The organism is Gemmiger formicilis, assembly GCF_016901605.1.
GTDB lineage: Bacteria > Bacillota > Clostridia > Oscillospirales > Ruminococcaceae > Gemmiger > Gemmiger formicilis_B.
Genome location: NZ_JACJKP010000075.1, coordinates 1 through 12,699 on the forward strand (window position 1 = coordinate 1; position 12,699 = coordinate 12,699).

Below are 12,699 nucleotides of genomic sequence, written 5' to 3' on the forward strand. Positions count from 1 at the left end.
GGTTTTGCCGCATTTTTCTTGCGCCGCAGCGGCCTTATGTGTATAATAAGGGATGGAAAACACGCCAAAAGGAGCGAAACAATATGAAATTAGGTATCGTGGGGCTGCCCAACGTGGGCAAATCCACTTTGTTCAACGCCATCACCTCGACCCGCAACGCACAGGCCGCCAACTATCCCTTCTGCACCATCGAGCCCAACGCGGGCATCGTGGCGGTGCCGGATGCCCGCCTGGACAAGCTGGCCGAAGTGTGGCAGACCGATAAAAAGACCCCCGCCATTGTGGAGTTTGTGGACATTGCCGGTCTGGTAAAGGGTGCGGCCCACGGTGCCGGCCTGGGCAACAAGTTCCTGGGGCACATCCGGGAATGCGACGCCCTGGTGCATGTGGTGCGCTGCTTTGATGACGACAACATCGTTCACGTGGTGGAGGATGTAAACAAGCCGGAAGGCGTTGACCCCATCCGGGACATTGACGCCATCGACCTGGAACTGATCCTGGCCGACCTGGAAGTGGTGAACAACCGTCTGGGCCGCCAGCAGAAAGCCGCCAAGACCGGCAACAAGGCCGCCGCTGCCGAGGCTGCCTGGCTGGCGGAACTGGCCGCCCACCTGGAAGCGGAGAAACCCGCCCGCACCTTTGCCTTTGACGAGGAGGATGACAGCCAGAAGGTCGCCCGCAAGGAACTGGGGCTGCTTTCGGCCAAGCCGGTGATCTACGCCTGCAACGTGGGCGAGGATGACCTGCTGGGCGGGCTGGACGGCAACCAGTACTACCCGCTGGTGGTGGAACGTGCCCAGTCCGAAGGCGCCCAGGCTCTGCCCATCTGCGCCAAGACCGAGGAGGACATCGCCGACTCTACCCCCGAGGAGAAGCTGGCCTTCCTGCAGGAGATGGGCATTGAGTCCACCGGCCTGGACAAGCTGATCAAAGCCAGCTATGAGTTACTGGGTCTTATCAGCTTTTTGACCGACGGCAAAAAGGAATGCCGCGCCTGGACCATCAAGAAAGGCACCAAGGCTCCCCAGGCTGCCGGCAAGATCCACTCCGACTTTGAGCGCGGCTTTATCCGTGCCCAGGTCATCGGTTACCAGGACCTGGAGGACGCCGACTTCAACTATGCCGCGGTCAAGGCCAAGGGCCTGCAGCGCACCGAGGGCAAGGAATATGTGGTGCAGGACGGCGACGTGATCGAGTTCCTGTTCAACGTCTGATAAGGAGGCCCGCAGATGATTTTTGGCATCATGGGCGCCATGCCCGATGAAGTAGACCAGCTCTGCGCCCGCCTGCAGGACGTACGCTGCGAACATTACGCCGGTGTGGAATACCATTGCGGCACACTGCATGGCAAGCAGGTGGTAGTCTGCTGTGCCGGTATGGGCAAGGCCAATGCGGCCAGCACCGTGCAGGTGCTGTGCACCAAATACGGCATTGACCGGTTGATTTTCAGCGGCATTGCCGGCAACATGACCAGCAAGATCGGCATTGGCGACGTATGCGTGGGCGAAACGGTAGTGTACCACGACGCCCAGCTGGACATGCTGGCCCAGAGCGCACCGTTTTTGGAGGAATACCACGGCGATCCCGTTCTGGTGCAGGCAGCGCTGGACGCCTGCGAAGCCTGCGGCGTGAAAGCCATTGCCGGCAAGATTGCCACCGGCGACACCTTTGTGGGCGATGCCTCCACCAAGAAAGCCATTGAGGCAAAGTGCCATCCCGACTGTGTGGAGATGGAAGGTGCTGCGGTGAGCCAGGTAGCAGGGCGCAACGATGTGCCTTGCGTGGTGCTGCGCGCCATGAGTGACAACGCCGACGAGAGTGGTTACGAAGTGCTGGTTGTGAAACAGTTCAGCATTGCCGAATATGTAAAAACCGCCACCGAGATCGTAGCCTATATGATCGATCACCTTTAATACGGCATATATCAAAACACCGGGGAACCTTTAACAGGTTCCCCGGTGTTTTTACAGTTCCGGGATTGAATCGATTTCTTCCACATCCACAAGGCGGTATCCGCGGGCCTGCAAAGCCGCCGCCAGCATGCCCTGTCCGTCGATAAGCCGACGGCTGAAGGTTCCGTCATAAATCTGCCTGACGCCGCAGGTAGGGCTGCGGGACTGCAGCACCACCAAGTCGATCTGCTGCCCTTCGATCTGTGCCAGGGCCCGTTCCACCCCGGTGTGAAAGGCAGCATCCACGTTCTCGCCATACTGGTTAAAAGCCACCCCGTCCCGCAGTTCTACACAAGGGCGCGGTGTTCCCAGGCCGGAGAGCATCTCCGGGCAGACCGGTATCACTTCGTGCTTTTGCAGCCGGCGGAGCAGTTCCTCGTTGCGGTTGTTCTTCCCGTTATATTTGCAATTTTCCCCCAGCAAACAGGCGCTGACAAGAACTCTCATGGGCAGAGGCTTCCTTTCGGTAGTTGATTCTGCCCTGATTATACCAGCCCGGTGCCCACCGCGCAAGGGCGCGGACGCCCCTTAAATAAATTCCCGCCATGTCATCTCGGCTTTGGCCTGCATTTCGCCCAGTTCCCGACAAAGCTGCTGGGCGCCGGGGCTGGCACTGGGATAATCCTTCTCGGCCCGTTTGCAATCCATCACCCCCTGGCCGCTGCCTTCCGCCAGCATGGTGGCCAGGTTGCGGGTGGACTTGTCCAGCATGGTGCGGGTGCGTATTCCCATGCTGACGCTCATCCGGGCGGCGGCGCTCTGCCCCTGGGCTTGGGCACCAATAGCATCCAGCGCCGTATGGGCCGCCTGATTGATGCGGCGGTATTCCCGCTTCTGGCGCATCATCTCATCTTTCAGGCGCTGATCATGGGTCAGGCCCATCATCTCGTCCAGGGTGTTTTTCCCCATCTCGGTATTCTGGACGATCTCCTGCAGCATCTTCTCGTTATCATTTTGCATAACAAAATCCCCCTTGTGTACAGTACTTGCTTCAGCCTTAGTATGTACACAAGGGGGTTGTTTTTATGCAGAGATCACAGGCGTTGCTGGGCCAGCGAGAGCATCATTTCCCAGGAGGAGGTCTCTCCCCATTCGGCACTGGCGGTGCTTACCGTAAAGGTTCCGCGGCGGGCCAGCGTGATGCTGAATACCCGGCGGGAAGATTCCAGCGCCTGGTTGATGCTTTGTGCCAGGTGAGAGGCAGGCGTGCCCACCGTAATGGCCACGAACAGGCCATCTTCCAGGCGGGCCAGCACCGCGTGGTCATGGTCGGTTCCCACTGCCAGCTGCAGGATGCCTGCCGCCGTATTCAGGCAGCATTCCGCCGCCTGCAGGGATTCCTGATTGCGCAGGTTCCAGTATTCATTCACCCGCAGCATCACAGCCCCCACCGGCTGGCCTTTCATAGCCTGCTTTTCGGCGTAGCTGCGGTATTCTTCCTGAATGTAGCGGGCATTGTACACACCGGTCACATAGTCCCGGCGCATATCTTCCCGGTACTGGGTCAGGGCACGGTCGTAAGAGTTTCGGGCACCGGCCGAAGCACCGGCATCATGGGGCAGACGCCAATGCAGAACCAGCACACAAGGACGGCCCATGACCTGAATGCTTTGAAAAATCCGCATTTCGTCCCGCTCGTCCAACTGCAGCAACTGCATGCCGCGGCCGGTCTCGTCCAACATGGGAATGGGGCTACCTTCCCCGGCCGGCTCCAGTGTGGAAGCGTCCAGCAGGACGCTGCGGTACGGGTCCACGATGCAGACCGTATCGAACAGCTGTTCCAGCGCTGCAATCTGCACGGCAAGCTCTTCTTTGGTATACTCCAGCTTCATCTTAAACCCTCACTTGCGCTCAGTGTAATTTTACCCGTAGTCAGGCATTGTATATACATGTATATTACCACAAATGCGCCGTTTTTCCTAGGTTTCGCTTGCACAAAGAATTTTTTATGCAGGCACAGAATACTGGTGATGTTTACAAATCACTGCTTTTTCCACGCTGCAAGGCCGGTTCCGCACGGAAATACCGGGCACACAGGCTGCGGATCTCCTTGGCCAGTGCCGGGTTCAGGTCTTTATCCTGGGCACGCCACTGCCAGTTGCCCTGGGCACGGCCGGGGGTATTCAGGCGTGCTTCGGCGGGGGCTTCCAGCCAGTCCGCCATGGGGATAATGGCCAGCGCCGCCGGGCTTGCCAGTACACCGCGCAAAAGGCCGCGCAGTTTGCCCTCCTGTTCGGTGAGAGCAAAATATTCCTCGGCCTGCTTGCGGCCCTTGGCGTCCAGTTCCTGGCTGAACCAGCCGGCCAGCGTATTGTTGTCGTGGGTGCCGGGGTAGGCCACACAGTTGCGCGGATAATTATGGGGCAGATCGACACTGTCCTGCCCGGTAAAGGCGAATTGCAGCACTTTCATGCCGGGGAAGCCGCTTTCTGCCAGCAACTTGCGCACCGAGGGGAACATTTCGCCCAGGTCTTCCGCCACAATGGGAAGGTCCCCCATGGCCAGATGCAGCGCCCGGAACAGTTCCATCCCGGGGCCCTGTTCCCAACGGCCGTTGCGGGCCGTGGTCTCCCCTGCCGGAATGGCCCAATAGGTATCGAATCCGCGGAAGTGGTCGATCCGCAAAATATCATAGATGGACAAAGCATGCCGCACCCGGCGTACCCACCAGGCAAAGTCCGTTTTGCGGTGGTAATCCCAGTCATAAATCGGGTTGCCCCACAGCTGGCCGTCCTCCGCAAAATAATCCGGCGGGCAGCCTGCCACACGGCGGGGTTTGCCCTCTTCGTCCGTTTCAAACAGTTCGGTACCCGCCCAGGCATCGGCGGAATCGGGCGCCACATAGATGGGGATATCCCCCATGATGGAAACACCCTTGGAGGCTGCATATTCATGCAGAGCACGCCACTGGCGGTCAAACTCATACTGCAGGAAGGCCCAGAACTCAATTTCTTTGGCGTGTTCCGCCCGGAACTGTGCCAGCGTTTCCGGGTCACGGCGGCGCAGGGCACGGGGCCACTGCTGCCAGTCGGCCATGCCGTTTTCTTCCTTGATGGCCATGTACAGGCAATAGTCGGGCAGCCAGTCCGCCGCCAGGAACTGGAAGCGGTACCAGTCGTCCGGGTAGGGGGTTTCGTACCCGGGCACCGGGCGGCCTTTGAGGAAATTCTCGTAGGCTTTGCGCAGTACCGGGAACCGCCGTTCGTAAAGGGTGCCGTAATCCACATGGGTTTCGTCGCCGCCCCAATCCACAAAGGCATAATCCTTGCGTTTGAGCAGCCCATCCCGGGCCAGCAGGTCCAGGTCAATGAAATAGGGGTTGCCCGCAAAAGCCGAACAGCTCTGGTAGGGGCTGTCGGCATAGCCGGTGGGACCTACAGGCAGAATCTGCCAGATGCTCTGCCCGGCGCGGGCGAGAAAATCCACAAAACGGCGCGCCGGCGCGCCCAGGCTGCCGATTCCATGCCCGCCGGGCAGGCTGGAGATGGGCATCAAGATGCCACTGCAACGTTTCAGTTCCATGATTCTTCCTCTTTTCCAACCGGGGCGTTTTTACGCGTCCCTTTACTCTTCCGCTTCGGTAACGCCCAGCGCCTGCAGAGCCTGCTCGGTAAAGGTCTTGCGCTCTGCCGTGGTATGGCTGGTGCTGTCCCGCAGCGCTTCTTCATTTTCTTCCAGGGCGTCGGCCTGGGCCTGGGTGACCGTGATGCCCGGCAAAATACCGGTGCCCGCCTGCTCGATCTGCATGGCCCCCAGTGTGGTGGTGTCCGAAGCCGTATTCCACGGCGTAATGACACCCAGGGTCTCGGTCAGGGCGTTTTCCCCATCCCCGCTGCTGTACAGCCACAGGGCCGCGCTCTTGGCTGCTTTCTGGGCTGTTTCCTCGGTGCCGGCCCGCACCGTCACGTAGCCCACCTCGGCCAGGACCGGGTAATCCAGCAGGCCGGTAAGGTTGTATTCTTCGGTGGAGAGGTCACTCTCTTCCAGTTCGCATTTAAAGGGGATCAGCACCAGGTTCTGGCATGCCTCCGACCCGTAGGCCGAAAGCAGGTCCGTCAGCTTGGCGCGCCGGAACAGTGCCGTTTCGTCGTTCTCCGCCAGGTTGTCCCATTCCAAAGTCACGGCACTGTAAACGCCGTTCAGCGGGCCAGTCAGCGTATCTTCCGTCAGTTCACTGCCGGCGGCCAGCATGGCTGCCGTGTAGCCGGACACCCGGTCCATGGGTTCGGAAAAGACGCCGGTGGCATTGAGAGTATCCAGTTTCGTTTCGGGCAGGGTAAACTTGCTGCCGTTCAAAGTGACGGTCGCCGCACTGGGCTCTTCCAGCCAGGCTTGCAGGGTTTCCACAAAATCGCTCCACTCATCCCAGCTGGCATTCTGCAACGCCGTTACGCCGCCATCCCCCAGCAGACTGTTCAGCAGGGTGCCGTTGGCCCAATACCCGTACAGGCTGCGGCCCAGCGGCAAGGCGTCGGTGCTTTCGGTGATGCCTGCACGGGCCGCAGCGGCAGCCAGCAGCGTGTCACTCATAACATCCACGCCTTCCACAAAACCGTCGGGCTTGTGGTCCAGCAGTACCAGGTCGGCGGCAGCCGGGTCTTCCGTCACCTGCAGCGTCACCTGCTGGCTGGATGCGTAATTCTGCACGGCCGGCAGCAAGGCCTGGGTGGCATAGACATTCAGGGTCTGGGGCTGCGGTGCGGCGGCAGTTTCCACGGTAGCGGTGTTCTCAGCCGGGAGCAGCGTTTCCAGCGGACTGTCGGCGCAGCCGGCCAACAGCAGCGCCGGCAAGGCCAGCGCCGCAAAACAAATCTTTTTTTGCATAGGGCAGTTTTCCTTACATGGTTGTATAAAATGTACTGACTTTTATTATAAAGGATTTCGGTGTTTTTTTCCACACCTGTTTTATGGTATAATAGGAAAAATCCCAAAAAAAGGAGGTCACCTGTTGCCTGTGACCGAAAAGCTGTTCGAAACCGATTCCTATTTGCAGCGCTTCACTGCCCGGGTGTTGTCCTGTACGCCCGTACCCCAGGGGTACGGTGTGGTGCTGGACCGCACCGCCTTTTTTCCGGAAGGCGGCGGCCAGCCCTGTGATACCGGCCGCCTGGGGGAAGCCCGGGTACTGGCCGTACATACCGATGGCCTGACCATTACCCACACCACCGACAAACCGCTGCCTGAAGGCACCGAAGTGGAAGGCACGCTGGATTGGGCGCCCCGGCTGGACGCCATGCAGCAGCACACGGGGGAGCACATCCTGAGCGGCACGCTCCACCGCCTGTACGGTGCCGAGAATGTCGGCTTCCATATCGGTACACCCTACGTGCGGATGGATACCAGCATCCCGCTGACCGAAGCCCAGCTGGCGGAAGCGGAAGCCCAGGCCAATGAGGCGGTGCGGGCGGACACCCCGGTACATTGTTATATTCCGGATGCCGAAACCCTGGCCGTCACCCAGTACCGCAGCAAAAAGGAACTGGACGGTCCCGTACGGCTGGTGGAAGCGGGCGGCGACCGCTGCGCCTGCTGCGGCCCCCATCTGAGCCGCACCGGCGAAGTGGGGATCATCAAGATCATTTCCGCCCAGCACTACAAAAATGGCATGCGTCTGGCCGTAGCCTGCGGGCAGCGGGCTTATGAAGCCATCGCCAACGGTTGGGCCGACGCCGAATCCGCCGGGCGGCTTCTTTCCGCCCCGGTGGGTAAACTGACCGATGCCGTGACCCGTTTGCAAACGGGCGAAGCCCAGCTGAAACAGCGGCTGGCAGCCCTGCAGAATGTTCTGGCTGCAGCTTACGCCGCGGCGGCAACGCCCGGCCAGCCCTGCACCGTCTGGGCAGAGGGTGCCGACGGCGACGGACTGCGACGCATCGCACTGGCAGTGGCCGCCGAAACCCACGCCGCCTGCTGTGCCCTGGCACCGGGCGGACAGGGACTTGCCTACGCACTGGCAGCCGCCCCGGGGGAGGATATCCGCCCCGTTTGCAAGGCACTGAACGAAACCTTTGCCGGCCGCGGCGGCGGCAAACCGGCTTTTTGCCAGGGCAGCCTGAGGGATGCCGACGAGGCACGGGTACGTGCCTTTATGACCGAGATTTTGTAAGATCAGGAGTATGTTGTTATGCGAATGCGATTCAAACCCTATGCACGGCCCGAACTGCTGGCCTGCGATTTTCATGTACACGAGCCGCTGACCCACGGGGGCCACTGGCATGAACTGTACGCCCGCCCCGACCAGCCCTGGCACCTGGAACTGGGCTGCGGAAAAGGGGGTTTTCTGGCACAGATTGCCCCTGCCCACCCGGACATCAACTATCTGGGCATCGACATCACCGACAAGGTGCTGATTCTGGCCAAGCGCAAGGTGGAGGCAGCCTATGCCGCCCGCCAGCTGCCGCCGGACAATGTAAAGATCGCCAGCCTGGATATTGAGCGGATGGGCAACGCCTTTACCCCCGAGGACCGGGTATCGCGCATCTACATCAACTTCTGCAATCCGTGGAGCAAGAACGCCGGCAGCAACAAACACCGGCTGACCCATCCCCGCCAGCTGCTGCAGTACCGCCGCCTGATGGACGAGGGGGCCGAGATCTGGTTCAAGACCGATGACGACGACCTGTTCCGTGACAGCCTGAGTTACTTCCCTGCCGCCGGTTTTGAGATCACCTGGCAGACCTTTGACCTGCACGCCCAGGAGCCGGCGTGGAACCTGCGTACCGAACACGAGGGCATGTTCAGCGAGCAGGGTATTCCCATCAAAGCGTTGATTGCCCGCAAAGGCCCTGACGAAACGGTACATTGGGTAGAGCCCAAAGAGCTGGCCAAACAGCAGGAGGCGCCCGATGACCTTACCTGAGGTGGCGGCACACACCCTGTTCTGGTTTTACCTGTACGGCGTGTTGGGTTGGTGTGCCGAAGTGATTTTTGCCGCCCTGCGGGAACATCGCCTTGTAAACCGTGGCTTTCTGTGCGGACCCATGTGCCCCATTTACGGTGTGGGTATGGTGGTGCTGCTTTACTTTGTGCGGCTGCTGCCCGCCCGGGGCACAGCCCCCGGTGTTCTGACCGTGTTTGTGGTAGGCATGGTGCTGACCACTGCCATTGAATTGATCGGCGGTTGGGCCCTCTTCCGGATGTATCATATCCGCTGGTGGGATTACTCCAACTTCAAAGGCAACCTGGGCGGTTATATCTGCCCCCAGTTTTCGCTGCTGTGGGGGCTGGGCAGTGTCATCATGATCAAAGCGGTGCATCCACTGCTGGCCCGGGCCGCCAATCCCCTGCCCATGCGTATTCTGGTGCCTGTGGATACCCTTGTAACGCTGTTTTTCCTGGTGGATGTGGGCGTTTCCACGGCGGCAGCCATCGGGCTCAACAAGCGGCTGAAAGAAATCGACGAACTGCGGGCCCGGCTGCGGATCTCCAGTGACAAGCTGACCGAATTGCTGGGCACCGGCGCCATGACGGCCGACACGCTGCTGGATGAGCAGAAACTGCAGCTGGCCTTGGCCAAGCTGGAAAGCCGCGACAACGCCGCCGAGTTGCGGGCCGAACTGACCACCCGGGCCGAGGCCCTGCGGACCAAGCTGCGGGACATGGATCTGGACCGTTTGGGCGCACGCCGCCTGCTGCGCGCCTTCCCGCGGATGCAGAGCCTGCGTTACGGCGAAACCCTGGCCGCCACCCGGTCTGCCCTGAATCATCTGCGCCGGCTGGCACAGTCTGCCCGGCAGGCTGCTTCCTCTGCGGCCGACAAGCTGCGCAAGCCCGAAGAATAATCCTTATTATCGCATAAAAACATCCCCGTGACCGGCAGTTCCCGGTCACGGGGATGTTTTTGTTCAGTTTCTGCCAAAGGCGGGCTTTCAATTTACCAAAGCCCTTGCTCAGGCCTTCTTGCGATCAAAAGAAATTTGCAGTACCAGCCAGGCTGCCGCAATGCAGACCGCCGAGATCAGCGCCAGCATCTGCCAGCAGTTGAGCAGGTTGGCAATGGTGGCATCGTACATGGGGCCGTCAAACCCGGCTTTCAGCCAGGCAAGGCGGCTGTTCAGGTCGGTGGAAGCGCCCAATGCGCCCATACCCCACCGGCAGACGATAATCGAGGCAATGGAACTGGCCACACCGGTCAGGGTAAACATAATGCCGCTGAAAACCACCTGACCGATCATCAGCACCAACACCACCAGAATGGCGGTCTCGCCGCTTTTGAAGATGGCCGACACCAGCAGGCCCATGGCGCTGGAGGCAAACAGCATAAGCAGCACCGTAATAAAAATTTCCAGATTTGTTTCAAACAGCAGATGGTTCTGCGGCACATGGACGATGCTGACAAACCCGAAGGCCAGAATGGCCGCCTGAACGACCTCGATCAGGAGCAGCACAAAGGCTTTGCTGAGCACCACTGCCAGCAGGTTGACCCCTACCGAGGCTTCCCGCAGGATAATATCCCGCTCCTTGCAGATCTCACGGTAGGAATTCAGGGTTCCCATAAAGGCGGCCATGGCACTGAGGATGAACAGCGCTGTGCGGCTGCCTACGTTGACCAGGTTGGAAGTAAAGCAGTTGGGGTCCACCACCAGGCTGATGACCAGCACCATGAAGGGTGCCTGCAGGATCAGGCTGGCCATAAGCAGTTTATCGTTCCAGATCAGGCGCAGGTTGCGCTGCACCAGCACCGTGAACTGGCGCAAGAATTTCATTACTTCGATTGGTCGCATCGCTTGTCCGCCTCCTGTGCTGCCTCGGGCCAGGCCGCCACCAGGCGGTTGAACTCCGGTGTGGTAAAGTACTGCCGGCGGTACTGTTCTACCAGTTCCGGTTCCCGCAGTTTTTCAAAAATATCGCTGGTCAGTTCCACATCAAAATAGCGGTTGAGCTTTTCCGGTGCGCCGTAATAGCACAGCACACCGCCCACGCCCAAAAAGGCGATCTTATCGCAAAGGTTGATGTTGGACATATTATGGGTGACCATCAGGACCGTACAGTTCTGGTGGCTGAGCTTGCGGCACAGTTCCATCATGCTGCGGTCCAGGTCCGGCGAAAGGCCGCTGGTCGGTTCGTCCAGAATCAGCAGCCGGGGACTGGCCAGCAGTTCCATAGCAATGGAGACCCGCTTTTTCTGCCCGCCGGACAGCTGGGAGATCAGAGTTTTTTCCCGCCCGGTCAGGTCCACCGCTTCAATGGCATGGGCCACCGCCGCGGCAATTTCGGCCCGGCTGGCGTCATGGGCAATGCGAAGCTTGGCCGTAAAGGTCAGGCTTTGTTCCACCGTCAGGTTATCGTGCATGATGTCCCGCTGGGGCACATAGCCCAGTACCGCATCAAAGGCGTTGCGGTTGCCGCGGGTTTCCAGCCCGTCGAACCGTACACTGCCCGAGGTACAGGGCGCCGTGCCGGTAATACAGGTGAGCAGACTGGATTTGCCCGTACCGGAACCGCCCACAAGCACCACAAAACTGTTGGGTTCGATCTCCAGGCTGGTGCCGTCCACAATGTTCAGCGGCTTCTGGGTATTGCGGTCCTGCACGGTTTTGTAGACATTCAACAGCTGTACGCTGATGCCGCTTTTATGTTCATGATAATGCAAAAGGCCGCCGGTAAAGGCAAAAACCTGGGTCGGCACGTTGATGACCGCGCCGTTGCGCAGTGCGGCGCGACTGATGCGCACACCATCCACATAGGTGCCGTTGGTGGACCCCAGATCCCGGACCTCAAACTGGCCGTCCCGGTAGACCACTTCACAGTGATGGCGGGAGACCCGGTCGCTGACAAGCTTGATGTCGCAATCGTCGCCGCGGCCGATGAGCACCCGTTTTTTGCGGCGGATATCGATTTCCCGCAGGACCGACGCATCGGTCTGTTCCTGCCGGGGCCCTGCCCCGTTGCCCTGTACCGTACGGATTTCTTCCACCCGGAAGGTGATCTCCTGGGTTGAGGCGTTGCCGTCGGTGTTCAGGCCGATCACATCGCCGGGCTGCAGAACACAGGTTTCCCCCGCCGTCAGGTAGCGGTTATTGTACCAGGTGTTGCAGTCGCTGGAATCATCGGTCAGGGTCCACTGTTCCCCGGTACAGGCAATGGTGAACTGCCGGTCCCCCACATTGTTGCGGCGCAGTACATATTCACACTGGGCGCTGCGGCCAAACCGGTAAGCACCACGGCCGGAAGGCAGCGTGATCCGCTGTTTGTTGCGCTGTTCTGTGATGAGAAAAACAATCTCACTGGTCACGGCTGAACCCCCTTACCAACGGAATCCGTCGCCGCAGAACGGCACGAAACGCAAATCGGCATCGCCCAGCTTCAGTTCCGCACCGGCGGCCAGCGGCTGGGCTTCCAGCACGGCCTGCCCGTTCAGATAACACAGCGCCTGCGAAGAACCGGGCAGCAGTGTAAACGCATCGGCCTGGGCATCATACACCACCGTAGCCTGCCGCGCCCCCAGCGGTGCATCGGGGCTGAGGGTTACCGGTGTTCCCGCGGCATCTGTTCCCAGAAAGCTGCGCCCCACACCCAGCCGCAGGTCCCGCCCGCGGGCCGGGCCGTTGAGCACCACCAGCCAGCCTGCCACCGGCCCTTCCGGGGCAGCGGCTTCCGCCGCGGGGCCTTCGCTGGTATGCACAATGGCGGTTTCGCTCTGCAAGTCCGCATTGCAGTACGGGCAGGCAGGGTATTTGTCCGAATCGTAAAAATGTCCCTGTTCACACTTGGTCAGTTTCATCGTTGTTCCTCTTTCTCACAGCAC

General features: G+C 60.1%; 13 protein-coding genes. 5 read left to right on the forward strand and 8 right to left on the reverse strand.

Annotation, left to right across the window (positions count from 1 at the left end; genetic code table 11):
- Nucleotides 1-83: 83 nt before the first annotated feature.
- Nucleotides 84-1,214: a redox-regulated ATPase YchF gene (gene ychF / locus H6B10_RS07530; protein ID WP_204651026.1), complete on the forward strand. Its 1,131-nt coding sequence runs from the start codon at nt 84-86 to the stop codon at nt 1,212-1,214.
- 15 nt (nt 1,215-1,229) lie between these two features.
- Nucleotides 1,230-1,913 carry a 5'-methylthioadenosine/adenosylhomocysteine nucleosidase gene (locus H6B10_RS07535; protein WP_204651027.1) on the forward strand — a complete coding sequence of 228 codons (684 nt, stop codon included), beginning with the start codon at nt 1,230-1,232 and terminating at the stop codon, nt 1,911-1,913.
- 51 nt (nt 1,914-1,964) lie between these two features.
- On the opposite strand, the gene H6B10_RS07540 is transcribed toward H6B10_RS07535, so the two are convergent.
- The 5 genes from H6B10_RS07540 to H6B10_RS07560 all read right to left on the reverse strand — a co-directional run bounded on the left by H6B10_RS07540 (nt 1,965) and on the right by H6B10_RS07560 (nt 6,776).
- Nucleotides 1,965-2,399, reverse strand: coding sequence for a DUF523 domain-containing protein (locus H6B10_RS07540; protein ID WP_204651028.1), 435 nt, complete (start codon nt 2,397-2,399; stop codon nt 1,965-1,967).
- An 81-nt stretch (nt 2,400-2,480) separates the two neighbouring features.
- Nucleotides 2,481-2,912 (reverse strand): hypothetical protein, encoded by a 432-nt coding sequence (locus H6B10_RS07545; protein WP_204651029.1) that lies wholly within the window; start codon nt 2,910-2,912, stop codon nt 2,481-2,483.
- Between the two features lie 74 nt (nt 2,913-2,986).
- Nucleotides 2,987-3,784 (reverse strand): diguanylate cyclase domain-containing protein, encoded by a 798-nt coding sequence (locus tag H6B10_RS07550; protein WP_204651030.1) that lies wholly within the window; start codon nt 3,782-3,784, stop codon nt 2,987-2,989.
- Nucleotides 3,785-3,926: 142 nt separating this feature from the next.
- On the reverse strand, nt 3,927-5,474 hold the full coding sequence (gene malQ, locus H6B10_RS07555) for a 4-alpha-glucanotransferase (protein ID WP_204651031.1): 1,548 nt from the start codon (nt 5,472-5,474) through the stop codon (nt 3,927-3,929).
- Between the two features lie 42 nt (nt 5,475-5,516).
- On the reverse strand, nt 5,517-6,776 hold the full coding sequence (locus tag H6B10_RS07560) for a hypothetical protein (protein ID WP_204651032.1): 1,260 nt from the start codon (nt 6,774-6,776) through the stop codon (nt 5,517-5,519).
- Between the two features lie 130 nt (nt 6,777-6,906).
- On the opposite strand from H6B10_RS07560, the gene H6B10_RS07565 reads away from it, so the two are divergent.
- The 3 genes from H6B10_RS07565 to H6B10_RS07575 are packed head-to-tail and all read left to right on the forward strand — an operon-like array spanning nt 6,907 to nt 9,733.
- On the forward strand, nt 6,907-8,058 hold the full coding sequence (locus H6B10_RS07565) for an alanyl-tRNA editing protein (protein WP_345941717.1): 1,152 nt from the start codon (nt 6,907-6,909) through the stop codon (nt 8,056-8,058).
- Nucleotides 8,059-8,076: 18 nt separating this feature from the next.
- The gene (trmB, locus tag H6B10_RS07570; RefSeq protein ID WP_204651034.1) at nt 8,077-8,811 is read left to right on the forward strand and encodes a tRNA (guanosine(46)-N7)-methyltransferase TrmB; all 735 of its coding nucleotides are present in this window, start codon (nt 8,077-8,079) and stop codon (nt 8,809-8,811) included.
- Nucleotides 8,798-9,733: a putative ABC transporter permease gene (locus tag H6B10_RS07575; RefSeq protein WP_204651035.1), complete on the forward strand. Its 936-nt coding sequence runs from the start codon at nt 8,798-8,800 to the stop codon at nt 9,731-9,733. The genes trmB and H6B10_RS07575 overlap by 14 nt, the downstream gene beginning before the upstream one ends.
- 108 nt (nt 9,734-9,841) lie before the next feature.
- On the opposite strand, the gene H6B10_RS07580 is transcribed toward H6B10_RS07575, so the two are convergent.
- The 3 genes from H6B10_RS07580 to H6B10_RS07590 are packed head-to-tail and all read right to left on the reverse strand — an operon-like array spanning nt 9,842 to nt 12,675.
- Nucleotides 9,842-10,675 (reverse strand): ABC transporter permease, encoded by an 834-nt coding sequence (locus H6B10_RS07580; protein WP_204651036.1) that lies wholly within the window; start codon nt 10,673-10,675, stop codon nt 9,842-9,844.
- Nucleotides 10,657-12,186, reverse strand: coding sequence for an FHA domain-containing protein (locus H6B10_RS07585; RefSeq protein ID WP_204651037.1), 1,530 nt, complete (start codon nt 12,184-12,186; stop codon nt 10,657-10,659). Before H6B10_RS07585 ends, H6B10_RS07580 begins: the two co-directional genes overlap by 19 nt.
- Nucleotides 12,187-12,198: 12 nt before the next feature.
- Complete coding sequence (locus tag H6B10_RS07590) at nt 12,199-12,675, reverse strand: FHA domain-containing protein (protein WP_204651038.1); 477 nt, start codon at nt 12,673-12,675, stop codon at nt 12,199-12,201.
- Between the last annotated feature and the right edge of the window lie 24 nt (nt 12,676-12,699).